General features: G+C 37.2%; 13 protein-coding genes. 6 read left to right on the top strand and 7 right to left on the bottom strand.

What is annotated here, in order from left to right:
- The first annotated feature begins 111 nt into the window (after positions 1 to 111).
- Together H4J39_RS11930 and H4J39_RS11935 are read left to right on the top strand one after the other, a co-directional pair.
- The gene (locus H4J39_RS11930) at positions 112 to 1,242 is read left to right on the top strand and encodes a methionine aminotransferase (RefSeq protein WP_259368833.1); all 1,131 of its coding nucleotides are present in this window, start codon (positions 112 to 114) and stop codon (positions 1,240 to 1,242) included.
- Entirely contained in the window at positions 1,230 to 2,018 is a 789-nt protein-coding gene (locus tag H4J39_RS11935) for an amidohydrolase (RefSeq protein ID WP_182228590.1), read from the top strand. Before H4J39_RS11930 ends, H4J39_RS11935 begins: the two co-directional genes overlap by 13 nt.
- A 143-nt stretch (positions 2,019 to 2,161) precedes the next feature.
- Here the strand turns inward: H4J39_RS11935 and H4J39_RS11940 are convergent, their stop codons facing one another.
- On the bottom strand, positions 2,162 to 3,472 hold the full coding sequence (locus tag H4J39_RS11940) for a glycerophosphodiester phosphodiesterase family protein (RefSeq protein WP_182228592.1): 1,311 nt from the start codon (positions 3,470 to 3,472) through the stop codon (positions 2,162 to 2,164).
- A gap of 354 nt (positions 3,473 to 3,826) precedes the next feature.
- On the opposite strand from H4J39_RS11940, the gene H4J39_RS11945 reads away from it, so the two are divergent.
- The gene (locus H4J39_RS11945; RefSeq protein ID WP_182228594.1) at positions 3,827 to 4,486 is read left to right on the top strand and encodes a peptidylprolyl isomerase; all 660 of its coding nucleotides are present in this window, start codon (positions 3,827 to 3,829) and stop codon (positions 4,484 to 4,486) included.
- Between the two features lie 480 nt (positions 4,487 to 4,966).
- Positions 4,967 to 5,410: an RT0821/Lpp0805 family surface protein gene (locus H4J39_RS11950; RefSeq protein WP_182228596.1), complete on the top strand. Its 444-nt coding sequence runs from the start codon at positions 4,967 to 4,969 to the stop codon at positions 5,408 to 5,410.
- Between the two features lie 268 nt (positions 5,411 to 5,678).
- Here H4J39_RS11950 and H4J39_RS11955 read toward each other — a convergent pair whose 3' ends face one another.
- Positions 5,679 to 7,016, bottom strand: a complete 1,338-nt coding sequence (locus tag H4J39_RS11955; RefSeq protein WP_182228598.1) for a M20/M25/M40 family metallo-hydrolase — start codon at positions 7,014 to 7,016, stop codon at positions 5,679 to 5,681.
- 320 nt (positions 7,017 to 7,336) lie between these two features.
- Between H4J39_RS11955 and H4J39_RS11960 the strand changes: the two genes are divergently transcribed.
- Positions 7,337 to 9,001: a M14 family zinc carboxypeptidase gene (locus tag H4J39_RS11960; protein ID WP_182228600.1), complete on the top strand. Its 1,665-nt coding sequence runs from the start codon at positions 7,337 to 7,339 to the stop codon at positions 8,999 to 9,001.
- Between the two features lie 2 nt (positions 9,002 to 9,003).
- The gene (locus tag H4J39_RS11965; protein WP_182228601.1) at positions 9,004 to 10,758 is read left to right on the top strand and encodes a M14 family metallopeptidase; all 1,755 of its coding nucleotides are present in this window, start codon (positions 9,004 to 9,006) and stop codon (positions 10,756 to 10,758) included.
- Between the two features lie 88 nt (positions 10,759 to 10,846).
- On the opposite strand, the gene bla is transcribed toward H4J39_RS11965, so the two are convergent.
- The 5 genes from bla to H4J39_RS11990 all read right to left on the bottom strand — a co-directional run bounded on the left by bla (position 10,847) and on the right by H4J39_RS11990 (position 15,517).
- Positions 10,847 to 11,674, bottom strand: a complete 828-nt coding sequence (bla, locus tag H4J39_RS11970) for a class A beta-lactamase (protein WP_182228749.1) — start codon at positions 11,672 to 11,674, stop codon at positions 10,847 to 10,849.
- A gap of 92 nt (positions 11,675 to 11,766) precedes the next feature.
- Positions 11,767 to 12,210 carry an energy transducer TonB gene (locus H4J39_RS11975; RefSeq protein WP_182228602.1) on the bottom strand — a complete coding sequence of 148 codons (444 nt, stop codon included), beginning with the start codon at positions 12,208 to 12,210 and terminating at the stop codon, positions 11,767 to 11,769.
- Positions 12,211 to 12,361: 151 nt separating this feature from the next.
- Positions 12,362 to 13,585 (bottom strand): S41 family peptidase, encoded by a 1,224-nt coding sequence (locus H4J39_RS19325; protein WP_182228603.1) that lies wholly within the window; start codon positions 13,583 to 13,585, stop codon positions 12,362 to 12,364.
- A gap of 344 nt (positions 13,586 to 13,929) precedes the next feature.
- Positions 13,930 to 14,385 (bottom strand): hypothetical protein, encoded by a 456-nt coding sequence (locus tag H4J39_RS11985; protein WP_182228604.1) that lies wholly within the window; start codon positions 14,383 to 14,385, stop codon positions 13,930 to 13,932.
- Between the two features lie 94 nt (positions 14,386 to 14,479).
- Positions 14,480 to 15,517 (bottom strand): NAD(P)/FAD-dependent oxidoreductase, encoded by a 1,038-nt coding sequence (locus H4J39_RS11990; RefSeq protein WP_182228605.1) that lies wholly within the window; start codon positions 15,515 to 15,517, stop codon positions 14,480 to 14,482.
- Positions 15,518 to 15,671: the final 154 nt, after the last annotated feature.

Here is a 15,671-nt window from a genome sequence, read left to right on the forward strand (position 1 = left end):
ACTTAAACACTGACCACCGAAACATATTCACCTAAGAAATCAAGGGAGCCATTTGTGCCATCTTCTTTTACCCGTAAACTGCCCAACGTAGATACCAGTATTTTCACTGAGATGTCGATGATGGCAAATCAACACCAAGCCATAAATTTATCTCAAGGCTTTCCTGAGTTTGACACGCCTGCTTTTTTAAAAGATAAAATTAATCAGGCGATCAATGAAGGAAAAAATCAATACTCCCCTTCAAACGGTTTGCCCGATTTATTAACGCAAATTGCAGAAATGATACATAGGCAATATCAATCGCATTTAACTGATGAAAAAAAACTCAATGGTCTAAACAATATTACGATTACCTCAGGTGCTACCGAGGCATTATGGGTTGCGATTCAAACGCTGATCAGCCCAAATGATGAAGTAATTATTTTCGATCCCGCCTACGACTCTTATGAACCAGCGATTGAACTTGCCGGAGGCACGTGTCGACATATTGCACTTGCTGCGCCAAGTTATGCCATAAATTGGGAATTAGTTGAACAAACGATTAATGAAAAAACACGTGCCATTATTATTAATAGCCCACACAACCCAACAGGTTCAATATTAAACGCATCTGATTTACGTACGCTACAAGCTTTGGTTGAGAAGTACGATTTATATGTCATTAGCGACGAAGTTTACGAACACATGACCTTTGATGGTTTACGCCATGAGAGTGTTTTACGTTACCCTGATTTATTTAAACGTGCCTTTGTTGTTTCTAGCTTTGGTAAAACCTTTCATTGTACTGGTTGGAAAATGGGATATTGCGCCGCACCCGCTGAACTTACAGCCGAATTTAGAAAAATTCATCAGTACGTTACCTTTTGCTCATTCACGCCAGCACAAATTGCTATTGCACAAATGTTGAAAGAACAACCATCACATATCACTGCGTTAGCCAGTTTCTATCAGCAAAAAAGAGATTTACTCATAAAAGCCTTAAAAGACTCTCGCTTTACCCTGCTTCCATCAAAAGGCACTTACTTCTTATTACTAGATTATTCAGCTATATCAACGTTAAATGATCGTGATTTTTGTATATGGTTAACCAAAGAAATAGGCGTTGCGGCTATTCCACTGAGTCCGCTTTATCCCGCAGAACATAGGGAAGCTTATCATCAAGAGAATAAAGTGATACGACTGTGTTTTGCTAAAAATGACGAAACCTTACTAAAAGCCGCAGGAATATTATGTCAACTTTAACCATAGCCGCAGTACAGTTTAATATTCATTGGTTAGACCAACAAGCCAATTTAAAGCAATTAGAACAGCTGATCAGCGATCACTTTATTGACAATACGGCTGTCGACTTATTATTACTCCCAGAAACATTTTCAACCGGTTTTTGTATCAACAGAGAAGACGTGCAAGAACCAGAAGATGGTGGCATGGCTTTAGTCTGGCTAAAAAAAATGGCAAAGCAATACAACTGTGTCGTCGCGGGTACGGTGTTAGTGAGCCAACACGATAAAAAGGTCAATCGTTTTTATTGGGTGTTTGCTGATGGAACCGTTGAACATTATGATAAACGTCATCTTTTTCGTTTAGGTAAAGAGCAAGACCATGTAGAACAGGGCCAAAACAGAAAAGTGATCACGATTAACGGCATAAAAATACTGCCATTAGTTTGTTATGACTTACGCTTTCCTGTTTGGTCGAGAAACCGTCAAAACTATGATTTAATGGTTAATGTTGCTAATTGGCCGGCCCCACGACGTCATATTTGGGACACGTTATTAAAAGCACGTGCAATGGAAAATCAAAGCTTTGTTGTGGGGGTTAATCGCGTTGGTGCAGACGGCAATAATGTTCCTCACTCAGGTGGAACAACCATCATTAATTTTGACGGTGAAAACATACTTAGTGCCACTGATAATCAACAAAAAATCATTGCCACACAGCTTGATTTTAGCAAACTTGAAAAATTCAAAGCTAACTTCCCTGCCTTTTTAGATGCGGATGAATTTGAGCTGAAATAGATACGTCTAAAGAGTCTGTTAGATTTACTCTATGCTGTTGAGTCTCTGAATAAAAATAGCGTTTAGCGCGTAATCCAGCATAAATTATAACAATGAATACTGAAATTCGTATTCATTGTTATAAAGTTTTTTCGTTATTCCCTTTACTCTTTATCAAGCCCCATACAATTAGCGTAATAAGTAACCGTTGCTGGCCAATCAGAAAACACACCAACAACACCTACATCCTTTGCTAAAACATCTAACAATATAAGTACATCACCTTCGTTATTTATTGCGTCGGATATACTTTGATAATACCACCCACCACCATTGGCTAATAAGCCTGAACGTTCAAGCGACCATGCAATAATGTTAAGTTCAGCGGATTTAGCTGCTTTAGCATATTCAGAAGGTATAATTTCACCTGCTGAATTTAAGGTCACCAACATCCATAAAGGTGGCGCTATATACTCAACACCTTGGCTTTTTAACTGGTCCATACTTGGGGTCCAAGTTTCTGGATTTTGCGGATCAAAACCAGCTTCACTATTTCTACCATCAAGAAATACCGCTTGTTTAGCAAACGCTGAGTCATTCGCTATCCAATATTCAACATCTTTAAGATTAAATGATTGTGGGTACACTTGAGATGCTGGCACGCCAGCAACTATGTATTCGTCGAGCATTTTTTGCGCATAATCTGCTTGACTAAAGTTGTCAAAGGGCATTTGTACGCTAGCGGCCTTTAATTCAGGTGTCATTTTAACACCGGCATTTTTGAACATGGCGATACTTTCAGCATGCGTTATTAATGTTCCTGTACCTGAGTAAAGGTCCGTACGCCAATCAGGTGTGCCTCGCATGTATTCTTCTACGGTAGTTGCTTGTAAGTTCGCACCATCCATCTTACCTTTAAGTGTTTTAAATTGGGCAAGCGTAATATCACTTGTACAGCATTTGGCGGTAGCTAATGCGCCATTGGCTAGGTCTGCCGGAGAGAATGGCTGTGAACATTGAGCTGCGAGCTCTGGTATGGCTAGAATATTAGTTGTTGTGGCTAAATCACATTGAGAGTGACGACACACTAAGGCCTTGTCTGAGGTAAAGGTAACATCACATTCAACAATACCAGCACCAGAATCAATGGCAGCTTGATAAGACTCTTTGGTATGTTCTGGGAAGAGCATAGAAGCGCCACGATGTCCTATTGAGAAATCAGAACGGTAAAACGTATTATCTTTACACTGCTCAAGCTTAGTTTTTAATTCACTGTTTTTCATTTCATTAATTAAAAATAAGGGTCTTACCCCTACTTGAGCAACCACTTTATCCGCGACTTTAGCTACGGCTTCGTTATTAAATTCAAGAGGAACTGCATCAACGGTATTATTGTCACTATTGCACCCAGTTTGAAAAAAAGCCGCCGTTAACGCCAGTAAAACCCAATGTTTTTTTGGAAAATAAGTTTGCATAACTGTTCCTTGTATTGACTCTTTATAAAATGAGTAACAAAATTTTTAAAATATAATTGAAGTTCGTGTCATGCTAGGTGAGTATTGTGGCAATTTAATGATGTATTTGTGACGAACTAACGCTAAAATTTTCCATGGTAACAGGTATTTAACACCACTCTTTCATGATGTGTTATTTGGTTGTTATCGCAGTGTTACCCACTAAATATAAACATCAGCAATCAATTTCTTCTGAAATTATGCGTGTCAATATTGAAGATATTGACAACTAAAAGTTTAAAGTCACGCTTAATATCTGATAATATTTAATCAATTAACTCCTTTTAACTCATTGAAATAAAATAGACACTACCTATGAAAAATAATAAAAACATCATTGCTGGCCTTTTTATAATCATAACGCTAGCCGCTTGTAATCCCATAGATCCCGCCCTAAAAACGGCAGACAAATTTATAACAAAACAAACTTTAGATAAAACTGACCCTGCTTGGAAAACCACGTTAAGTAAACCGCCACTACTTACCTTTACACCAGGTAAAGATTACTTTTGGGAATTGCAAACAAACCAAGGTAATTTGACTATCAAGTTTTTAACCGATTCTGCACCTATGCATGTTTCTAGTACTATTTATTTAACTAAACTGGGGTTCTATGACGAGTTAACTTTTCATCGTGTTATTCCTGGTTTTATGGCACAAGGTGGGGACCCTATGGGTAATGGTACTGGCAACCCAGGTTATAAATATGATGGTGAGTTTAAGAGTGACATAAGTCATAGTGAGCCGGGTATATTAAGCATGGCAAATTCAGGTCCAGGTACTGACGGTAGTCAGTTTTTCATTACCTTTTTACCTACACCCTTTTTAGATGGTAAACATACTGTTTTTGGTAAAGTTGTCACAGATTTAGAGGATAGCTTAGCTAAAATTGAAGCCTTAGGTAGCCGAGGAGGTAAAACTAAAGAAACGGTTAAAATTATTAAAGCATCGATCCGTATAGCCGACAAAGAATAAGTAAATGTAAACTATCATTCAATTGTAAAATAGCAACTTCCTAACGGTTAACTACATACAAGGGGGGAAGGTAAAGTATTCCCTCTGTCTATCAACTATGTTCTACTGATTGGGAGTTAAACCCCGATATAAAAATATATAGAAGCTGGTTTTAATGGTATTGTAGGAAAACCAATAGAGCTTGATATTTTAGTCAAAGCAATAGACTCGTCTCTCAACTAAAACTAACGAGTCGTTTACCCTTATATTTTTTCCTTAACATTTCGAGCCAACGCACCTCCTCAGTAATACACTAACCAATAATTAATACTGCACATCAGTTGCTTCTATCTCAGATGATTTATATCAGCGACGTGTAAATTTCTTTAGCCTAAATTCATACTCATAAAAGCAGATTATCTCTGCATTAAATTGATGTAATGATTTATCTTCGTTAATAAGTGAACCTGCTTGTTATTTACTTTGAATATGAGGTTACAAATGAAAACGTCTTCAATGGTACTTTTTATTTTATTTTTTACACTACTGGTTCAAAGTTGCGCTAGCCGAAAAGAAGCAGGTGCAGTAACTGGTGCCGCCGTTGGTTCAAGTATTGGTAAAGGTAGTGGACGAGCTTTAGCTATTTTTTTTGGTGCTATTCTTGGTAGTGAATTAGGCAGAGCTATCGGCGAGCATATGGACGCTGAAGATCGCAGCCGTACTGCTTATATATTAGAGCACAATAAAACCAATGAGATATCATCTTGGCGTAACCCTGATACAGCGAATTATTATAAAGTAAAGCCAATACGTACCGACCAATCCAATTCAGGCCCTTGTCGAGAGTTTATTGTCGATGCTGAAATAGCAGGGGAAAACCAACAGCTTTATGGATATGCCTGCCGCCAAGCTGATGGCAGCTGGAAAATGCAGAAGACACTATAAATTGTCTTTATGCTTGAAAAAAAGATGATGACAGTCATTAATAATATGTAGGTGTTTTGACAACAAGTTTAAACCTACCCGATTGATTAACTTGGGAGTCACCTATACACGTTTCTAATACGATTTACTTACCTAAACTAGGTTTTTAAAAGACGTTAATGACAGGAGCTATGTTTGATGGTTTTTATTGAGGTTGATGTCTCCGATGAATTTACTTTTGAATATAAGTAAGCCCATCGAAAATGAGGTATTAGTTTTGTTCAGGTCATTATTTATGACTTTTTTTAGACAAACGATAAATCAAAATTGCTGCTTTTTCGATATTTTTATTTAGCGTTGTTAAATCTGCAATTTCATTTTTAGTATGAGCGCCCGTGCCCATTAAGCCTAAACCATCAAGTGACATATCAACATGCTCAGCGGCAAATGAAATATCAGCTGCGCCTGCTTTACGCGGATTAGCAGGAATTACGGCGTTATACCCTAAATCTTGACTGACTTGGCTATATTGTTCCAACAAGGCTAAGTTACCGCTGGTAAGCGCCATAGGTGGATAACCTGCTTCAAAAATGAGTTCAGCTTGTGTATGGTTTAAATTATTTTTGAGAATGTTTTGCATCGTTTGTTTAGCGCTTTTTAGCTGCTTATTTGAAAGTGCCCTTAAATCACCTTTGACTTTAGCTTTTTGCGCAATAACATTACTTTTACCAAATGCTGAACCTGCTGATTTATCGAGATCAAAATCTATACTGGTACCGCCGATGATCATGCCAGGATTAAAAGTGAGATTTTCTTCTTGTTCCAACTGGGCTCTAAAAGCTTCTAAAATACGCGCCGTTTCATAAATTGCACCATACCCTACTTCGTCGTTAAATATTTGAGACGAGTGAGCTGGCTTACCCTCTACATTTAAAGTCCAGCCCGTATAACCCCTACGTGCTGCCATACCTGTATTTATATTGTTGTCACCATTTTCAAAACCAAGGGCAATATCAGCCCAAATCGCACCATCAACGATGGCTTTTTTTGATAAAGATAAAGGGCGACCACTGCTTTCTTCATCGCCTGTTAATAGCACTTTTATACTGACATTATCAAGTAAGTTAAGTTTTGTTAATGCGCGCATTGCAGCAATTATAATGGTGTTACCGCCTTTCATATCAGCAATACCTGGACCCGCCGCATGTATTTTACTTAGCCTTTTATAGTATTGAAAGTTATCATCTTTGGCGAATACGGTATCTAAATGACCAATCATTAAAATTTTAACAGCGTTTGGATTGTTACTTTTGTGAGTCGCTAAAATATGGCCAGCTCGATTAAAAGCACTTCCATCTAGCCATTGCACTTCAAAGCCGATTTCTGAAAGTTGTTGCTTAGCCAGTAAACCAACCTGTTTTACACCTTCAAAATTCATTGAACCACTGTTTATATTTACTGCTTGTTCAATGTCTTTAAGTGACTGCGGTAACGCGAGTTTAACTTGTTTAACTATCTTCTGTTCATTGATATCTAGTGGTGTTTTAGCATGTGCTACCGTGACTAATAAAAGTGATAATGAAGTGGCTAAAAATAACAAAATGGGTGTGTTAATTATTTTAAACATAGTTATCTGGCATAAAGTTAAAGTGTATTTAATATCTATTAAAAGCACTTTTATTTCAAATAATTAGTGAAATAAATTAGTCAGGGTAAATAAGGCGATAAATTGTCGACTTTCAATATGAAAACAGTCGTTTGAACTATTTAGCGTCTTGACATATTTGTTCATTTTGACGTTTAGCCTGAATATCTAACAAACCAGCTCATTTAAAGCACTTTTCTTTGAATTTATTGAGTAAAATATATACTCTTTATGGATAATTTAAGTTCGCTTAAACAATTATTATAATAACTAAGCGTTTTTTAACAGGAGCATACAAGTAAATGAAGCGACTACTCGCGTTATTCCTCATCTCTAGCAGTTGTGTTGGTCAAGACTATATTAACCAATACACCAGTCATGCTGAGATGTTAGAACAGTTAAAAAAACTGGGTGTGAAAACTCAGCAAATAGGGTCTTCTCGCTCGGGAAAATCGATAGTCGTGGCACAATTTGGCGATGAAAAATCACCCGCTGTCTTGGTTACCGGAAACGTTGATGGTGATTATTTAGTAGGTACTGAACTTGCTATGCGTCTTATTGAAGATCTAAAGTCAGGCAAAGTAGAGCGAAATGGCAAGAGTATATTTATTGTGCCAATGCCCAATCCAGACGCAACAAACTTTATGCTGGGTAAAAATGGCTATTCAACGACGTTTAATCATTTAGAAACAGATGACGACAACGACTTAAAGACAAATGAAGATGGCCCTAACGATCTCAACAACGATGGTTTTATTTCCCAGCTTAGGATCACAGACCGTTCAGGTTTATACAAACCCAGTGAACAAGCGCCAAATTTATTAGTTAAAGTAGACCCATTGAAAAACGAAGAGGGTCAATACCGAGTACTCAATGAAGGTAAAGATGACGATGGCGATGGTCAATTAGACGAAGACGGCTATGGCGGAGCAGCAATAAATAAAAATTTCACCTACAACTATGACTATTTTGGTGTTGGCTCTGGTGTTAATCAAGCATCTGAACCTGAAACACGCGCCTTGATTGATTTTGTGATCGATCATCAGAATATTTTGATGACGGTTAACTTTTCTAAATACGACAATCTACATGAAAACTGGCCAGCCAAAAAAGTAATGGTCAGTGAATATAAACGCCCACTAGAAGCTTTCGATAAAATGCCTAAAGAAGATGTTAACAGCCATAAGTTATTTTCTAACTTATGGCTCGAAGATCATAAAGACTGGACAGTAAGCGCCAAAAACCGTGGACAAGGTACTTTTCACGACTGGGCCTATTTTCATGGTGGCAGGTGGTCTATAGCGACTAATGGTTGGAATTTTAAACAAATAACCATTGCAAATACGAGTGAAGACAAAAATAAAAACGATGCGGGTGTTGTTGAAAGTAAAATCGATAACAAAAAGAATACAGACGCGAAAATCTCAGATACTAAAGAAAGCCGTTTGGTAGCTAATGCTAAAAGTAAAGGGCTTCAAGGCGCTGTTGTGCCGTGGACAAAAATAGCTCACCCCGACTTTGCTGATGAGCAAGTAGAAGTGGGCGGATTTCGACTTGCCTACTTGAACAACCCTGATGTTGCTGTTTTTGCCCAGACGAAGAGTTCAGAATACGTTGCTTCATTAACCACGCTATTTCCTGAACTTAAAGTCAGTCAAAGCGTTAAAAAGCTCGGCAACGATCTTTACCGAGTCACCTTAAAAATAAAAAATACTGGCAAACTGCCAACACAAAGTGCAATGGGAAAGCTAACGCGTTGGATGCTACCAGTAAGAGTTCAATGGAATTTACCTAAAGAAAACTTCATTGGCGGTTCCAAGCGGACATTATTGGCGCCTATTGAGGCTAATGGCGGACAACAAGAAATCAAATGGCTGATCAACACCAAAGGGCATCGTAATGCCTCATTTGAAATATCTTCACCGGTCATCGATGCAGTAAAACAAACCGTTAAGTTTGGAGCTTAATTATGAAAAAAATAGTGCTTTTCGGTATTTTAACCGTCACTGCTTTATTAAATGTAACGGCACAAGCCGCAGATAAACTTACGGGTTTACAAGCGTTAGGTGCCCCTCTAGACCCTAAAGTAGATATACGTTGGAATCGTTTTTACGACTCAGAAAGTACGATAAAAATACTTAAGAAAATAAATAAAGCCTACCCAAAACTTACGCGACTGGCCTCTATAGGTCAGTCCTTTGAAGGGCGTGATATTTTTGTTATTAAGATCACCAATTACAACAACGGCGATGATACAACAAAACCTGCAATGTATATTGATGGCAATATTCATTCTAATGAAATTCAAGGAACAGAAGTCTCTCTTTATACCGCTTGGTTCTTAACGGAAAGCTACGGTAAAGTGAAATGGATAACCGAACTGCTTAACGACAAAGCTTTCTATATAGTGCCAACCATAAACCCTGACGGACGTGATTGGTTTATGAATGAAGCAAATACCGCGCACTCTCCTCGCTCTGGCATGGTTCCCACTGATAACGACCTTGACGGTGAAATAGATGAAGACGGTCCAGAAGATCTAAATAATGATGGCCACATTACTAGCATGCGTATTAAAGATACGGTACGTGGTACGCATAAAGAAGACGAAAAATACCCTGGCTTAATGGTGCGTGTTGCTGAAGGTCAAACGGGCGATTATCGTATGTTAGGCGCTGAAGGATATGACAACGATGGTGATGGCCGTGTAAACGAAGATGGCAAAGGGGTTTACGAATATGATCCTAATCGTGACTGGGCAAATGAATGGGAGCCTGCTTATATTCAAAGAGGCGCACGTCGTTATCCTTTTTCATTAAAAGAAACCAGTGCCGTTGCGAAATTTGTTAAAGCTCACCGTAACATTGCTGCCGCTCAAAGTTACCACAATGCTGGCGGTATGATTTTACGTGGCCCCGGTAAAGCAAATAACAAATACACTCGTTCTGATATTGGCGTATACGACTTTATTGCCAACCAAGGTGAACAAATATTGCCAAATTATCGCTATCTTGTTGCTTGGAAAGATCTCTATCAAGTTTACGGTGGTGAGTTTGACTGGTTTTATGGCAACAATGGCATAATGGCATTTACCAATGAACTGTGGACTTCTGCTAACATGTTTCGTCCAAACGACAAGACACGTGACAAATTGGGTGATCAAAACCATAATTTCAACACGCATCTTTTATTTGGTGACGCGTTTGTGCCTTGGACTAAAGTAAAGCACCCTATTTATGGTGATATTGAAGTAGGCGGTTTTAAGAAAAATTTTGGTAGAACACCCCCCTCTTTTCTTTTAGAGGAAGAAGCACACCGAAATATGGCCTTTACCTTATTTCATGCCTACCATATGCCACAACTAAAAGTGACACGTTCGTCAACACGTAAGCTCAGTAACGGTTTGTATGAGATCACCGCTAACATTGCAAATGAAAGAGCAATACCGACACGCTTGTCACAAGATGTTAATAACAACCTGTCTTTTGAAGACCGTATATCTATAGTATCTAAAGACTTTAAAATATTAAGTGGGTTAACGGTCATTAGTGAGGGGGCTAACACGCATACTGACCACGACTTAAACCCAGCGACAATTAAAGTAGCAACTATTGCTGGACATTCAACAACTGTCGTTAAGTGGATTGTTGATGGCAAAGGCAGTTACCAGGTAACAGTAGACTCAGAAAAAGGAGGAAAAGACAGCAAAACCTTTACTTTCTAGCAATAACCCTGAGTAAATCACCTTGATTAATAAATTAAAAAACCGGCCTATGCCGGTTTTTTAATAAAAACTCACAATTTTTTAGCGTTTATTTACGATAAACAGCGAATATTGCTTTGCCTATATCCGCAATGGCTTTATTACGTTGGGCGAAAGTGGCATCGGTCTGCGTTAAATAAATACTAATAATTAGCGGTGTTCGTTTATCAGACCAAACAACAGCGGTAATTCCTCTGGAACCAAAGCCCCCAGAGCCTGAACGGTCTGCAATGAACCAATGTTCAGGGAGTACCGACCGTAATAAACTCCCCGTAACTTTGTTATCTATCATCCATTGCTTGAGTTGCACTTTTGAATCTTGAGATAATACATCACCAAATAATAAGGTATGCAAACTTTTCACTATTGCATTTGGGGTTGTGGTATCTCTTTTATCCCCATCAAGTGCTTCATTTAATTCAGGTTCAATTCTATCTAACCGAGTGACTTCATCGCCAATAGCACGCATAAACTGCGTTAAAGCTTTGGGTCCATCAATACCTTTAAGTACAATATTGGTCGCGGTATTGTCACTCATGATCATCGCTGCTGAGCATGCCTCCTTTAACGAGATTTTTTCACCAACAAGCTTTTTTGTTATCGGCGACCAATTAATCAAAGAATCTGTGGTTATAACGGTAGAAGTATCAAAAGATTGTAATCCTTTTTCAACATCAGCAAGTAATTTTGCGCAGGCTAGTACTTTAAATGTGCTCATTAATGGAAATTTAGCATTGCCATTATAATCCCATGAGTCATTGGCTTTTACATCATAAATAGAAACACCTATACGAGCGCCAAGCAGGTGTTCTTGTGCTTCTATTTGCTCTAAAATTGTATTAGCTTGCACACTACCAACCAACCCAATATTAATCATGAAACTGAATAAGAAAGCGTTGCAGATAGAAACTTGCGCTTTAAAAATAAATGTAATTATCTTCACTCTCATGTCTGCATATTCTTATAGAGTTAAACACTTTTATTTACACAGTGTTTTTCAAAGCTATCATCTGTACTACTACGTTTAACTTGAAAATCCATTTGAATTAACGTTAAAACAGGTTGATGGCTTGCATTTTCTTTTGTGGGTTCATATTTCCAAGCCATTAATGCAGCTTGAGTACTTTGATCAAATACCCTTTTTGGATAAGATTTATTGATTTTATAGCCATCAACCTCTCCTTTTTCATTGATCCCTATAAGTACTTCGACACATCCAGAAATATTTTGCCTAGCGGCATTTATTGGGTACTTAGGGTCAACTCTTTTACTAACCTTCCAATATTGAGCTAAAGTACTTTGATCATAATCATTTGTTAAATCTAGATATTCTTTTTTTTCTTGCTTTGCATTTGTTGATGCACACGACATCAAAATTGATGCTAATGATAATATTAATAGTGCTTTTTTCATTTTACTATTCCTTTAGATGAATATATAACCGTTTGTTATCTAACTATAATAACTAACTAGGTCAGTAACAAGCTAAATAATGGTTCGTGTAATTTACCAGGCGCAAGCAAAGCCATAGCTTGATCCGTGTGAGCAAGTTGTTATAAGCGGATTAATTCAAACCCACATCATGTATTATCCATTGCAATTGAGGGTCATTATTAGAAAGGTAATCATCAATTGAAACTTCAATGGCAACATCTGGGTATAACGCATCTTTTGTGTCATTACCAAAATGATATAACCGCTTTGAATACGTTACCCCTAGTGTAGAATTTGGTAACGTGAATTGTCCCATATCTTGATATCCTGAAGGTTTAGCACCGGTAGGCTCCCCCACTAACTTTGCATTCAATAGTTGTGAGAATTGTGCGGCATTACTCATTGCAGCTGAGAAGGTAGCATGATCAATAAGAACATAAACCCCTGATTTCCAATCAATGCTATCAGCCAACACAAGCAGTTCAGCAAGTTTTAAACCGATAAAAAAATTACCTCCATAATTTTCTCTAAGATCTATTATCAACTTTTCTGACGCTTGTTCATTAATGAAAGAAAGTAAATCTTCAGCCAATGACCCCATGTTCGATATTGAGGTGTAACGACGAAACTTAACATAAATTACTTTTTTATTAGTTGACGCCCCAAACCAAAGATTGTCGTTTAATTTTTCCTCTACAGGAAATAAAGAGTAGTTTTCAATTGAGAGATAAGCGTTATATTCGTTTGAGTGATGAGATTTTAATTGCTGCTTTACTCGCTTTTCACCCACTTTAAATGTGAACCAAGCGTGATCTGTATCATTAATAACCCCTAAGCCATTAAGCAGTTCAGCTTTGGGAATATACTCTGCTGCTCTTACTTGTGTTGAGTATTTGTTTTCAGAGAAAGGGGTGAGTTGAGAAAATAAAAGATAAATTTCTTCTGCTTGAATACCGTCAATTGTTTCAAGTTTAGCGCCAAGAAGGTGTTTAAAATCTTTTGTTGTTTTAATAACATAAAGCTTTCCTTGCATCATTTTTAATTGAATAGGAAAACTTTTTAGATTAGCTGCCCATAAAGGTAATGATGTATGCCCATCGCCAATGCTGTGTGTTAGCTTCATTAATTGAACTAAAATCTGATTGTTTGTTAACGTAGCTAAAGTGCTTTTCAGATGCATTATTTTTTTATTAAATGCTTGCTTGGAAATTGTATGATAAAGGTCTATGTGCTTCTCTGTTAGCCTTTGAGAGTAAACATCAAGATCATCTTGCCAGTTTTTAATCTCTAAATTGGTTAAGCCATAACAGTTTAACGAAAATATTGATAATAAAAATAAAAGGGGAAACCTCACACTATATTCCTTTAGGCATATAACAGCCATTAGTGGATAAAATCGCTGGCTAAAATGTATGCAGGCAGTAAAAGTAGCCCGCGGTACTTTTAACACGTAAAATTTTTGTTAGGATTTTATGATAACCAATCCCTGCAAGCTTATTGATGTTAGCCTTCGAGATAACACCAGCTATAATATGCATTGCAGAATTAACGACATACTCTATTTTGTATCTACCCACTCATTTTTTCACCACCGATTGGTAATACTTCACTGTAAAATCGGTGTTAGGTGTTTTGCTTAATGTTATACATACACACAACATGATAATTGCCTGTAGAAAAGACTATCACAGTACGTTGTTAAATATCATCCATGCGGTGAACGGCGTGCATAAGTTGTTGAGACTTTAGCTGTTGAAATTCAATTAAATTCTCAAGATGGGTTTTAACGGTTTCGCTTGAAACTAGTCCCTTAATAAGGAGTAACCAATCATTTAGCTGAAATCTTATTTCTGTGGTCATATCAAGCACAATATCAATACTCACATCTGGCTTTGCTTTAAAACTATTAATACGCGCTGATATCTGATGTTCAATATCCTCGTCAAGCCACGTACTGAGCACACCAATAGATTCATCGCTAATTAATTTCTTAATGCCTTGAATATTCTCTGATTGTTTTTCAATGACATAATGAAGAAAAATACGTGTTCGTTCATCTTTAGTGTTTTCTAAAAAACAGCTATATAAACCATTCAATTCTTGATTGATTTCCATTACATGTTCATATATTTCTTTTAATTGATGAAATCTCATTTGATGCTCCTTAACGTTATAATAAGCCTTATCGCTTTGTCGTGGCGTAGTTAAATATTGACCTAACTTTAACCGTCTAAATTTTTGATCACATTTAATTAGTAGCTATATCTTCAGATTTAAGCAAGTTTTGTAGAATAGGGCTTGTGGTTGTATATAGTGTAGCAACACGCTTTGTCGTATCCATTGACTGCTTAATAGCAAAAGCCGCTAATGCTGACTCATGAAAACCACTTAAAATTAAGTTTCTTTTACCCGGATAGTAATTTATGTCTCCGACAGCATATATACCTGGAATTGATGTTTGAAACTTTTCGGTGTCGACACAAATTTGATGACGGTTCATTTCAAAGTTCCAATCAGCTATGGGTCCAATTTTTGGCGAGAGGCCAAACATAACAAGTAAATGATCAACATCAACCGTTCTTTTTAAACCTGAAGACTGAACAATAAGCTTACTTAGTGAGTCTCCGTCTTTCGTATAATCAACGACCTGCCCGTTTAAAAATTGCATATCGTAACTTGCACACAGCTGCTCCATTTTATTAATACTCGCTTCAGATGCTCTAAAGTTAGTACTTCTGTGAATCATCAGAACACTCTGTGCAATGGGCTGTAATGTAAGTGCCCAGTCAAAAGCGCTATCACCACCACCTAAAACAACAACATTTTTATCTTTATATAAATTTTTGTCTTTTACTTTATAAAAAAGTTGACGGTTTTCAAACTCTTCAATTCCCTTCACTTTTAAACGAACGGGCTCAAAAGCGCCACTTCCTGCGGCAATAATTACTGACTTACATTCAAGTAAAATACCTTTGTCTGTTTTGACAAAAAATAAATTGTCTCTTTCTTTATGAATCTCTATAACTTTTTGTGATAACAAATACTCTGGATTAAAAGGAGATGCTTGCTTCTCTAACGCATCAATTATCGATTGGGCTGAAGCAATAGGAATAGCAGGAATATCATAGATAGGTTTATCTGGATAAAGTTGCGAACACTGCCCCCCGATTTCAGGAACACTATCTACAACTATCGCTTTGAGGCCTTGCAAACCTAATTCAAATACTTGAAATATTCCAACAGGACCAGCACCGATAATAACAACATCTGTCTTTAAGTTTTTCATATACAGTATTCCTTGTTCTTAATAATAAAATAAACAAAATCAATAGATACATTTTGTATGTACCTTATTGTATGCCTCCTATATAATACATGTCAAATGCATGTTATTGACGATTTCATAAATGCTCGTCTTTATTTATTCACAGGCATTTATG

The organism is Colwellia sp. Bg11-12 (genome assembly GCF_014076955.1).
GTDB lineage: Bacteria > Pseudomonadota > Gammaproteobacteria > Enterobacterales > Alteromonadaceae > Colwellia_A.

What these genes read in the sequence shown, in the direction of transcription:
- H4J39_RS11960 (WP_182228600.1), top strand. Translation starts at nt 7,337, where the DNA reads ATGAAGCGACTACTCGCGTTATTCCTCATCTCTAGCAGTTGTGTTGGT.
- H4J39_RS11965 (WP_182228601.1), top strand. Translation starts at nt 9,004, where the DNA reads ATGAAAAAAATAGTGCTTTTCGGTATTTTAACCGTCACTGCTTTATTA.
- H4J39_RS11950 (WP_182228596.1), top strand. Translation starts at nt 4,967, where the DNA reads ATGAAAACGTCTTCAATGGTACTTTTTATTTTATTTTTTACACTACTG.
- H4J39_RS11940 (WP_182228592.1), bottom strand. Translation starts at nt 3,472, where the DNA reads ATGCAAACTTATTTTCCAAAAAAACATTGGGTTTTACTGGCGTTAACG.
- bla (WP_182228749.1), bottom strand. Translation starts at nt 11,674, where the DNA reads ATGATTAATATTGGGTTGGTTGGTAGTGTGCAAGCTAATACAATTTTA.
- H4J39_RS11930 (WP_259368833.1), top strand. Translation starts at nt 112, where the DNA reads ATGTCGATGATGGCAAATCAACACCAAGCCATAAATTTATCTCAAGGC.
- H4J39_RS11990 (WP_182228605.1), bottom strand. Translation starts at nt 15,517, where the DNA reads ATGAAAAACTTAAAGACAGATGTTGTTATTATCGGTGCTGGTCCTGTT.
- H4J39_RS11935 (WP_182228590.1), top strand. Translation starts at nt 1,230, where the DNA reads ATGTCAACTTTAACCATAGCCGCAGTACAGTTTAATATTCATTGGTTA.
- H4J39_RS11975 (WP_182228602.1), bottom strand. Translation starts at nt 12,210, where the DNA reads ATGAAAAAAGCACTATTAATATTATCATTAGCATCAATTTTGATGTCG.
- H4J39_RS11945 (WP_182228594.1), top strand. Translation starts at nt 3,827, where the DNA reads ATGAAAAATAATAAAAACATCATTGCTGGCCTTTTTATAATCATAACG.
- H4J39_RS11985 (WP_182228604.1), bottom strand. Translation starts at nt 14,385, where the DNA reads ATGAGATTTCATCAATTAAAAGAAATATATGAACATGTAATGGAAATC.
- H4J39_RS11955 (WP_182228598.1), bottom strand. Translation starts at nt 7,016, where the DNA reads ATGTTTAAAATAATTAACACACCCATTTTGTTATTTTTAGCCACTTCA.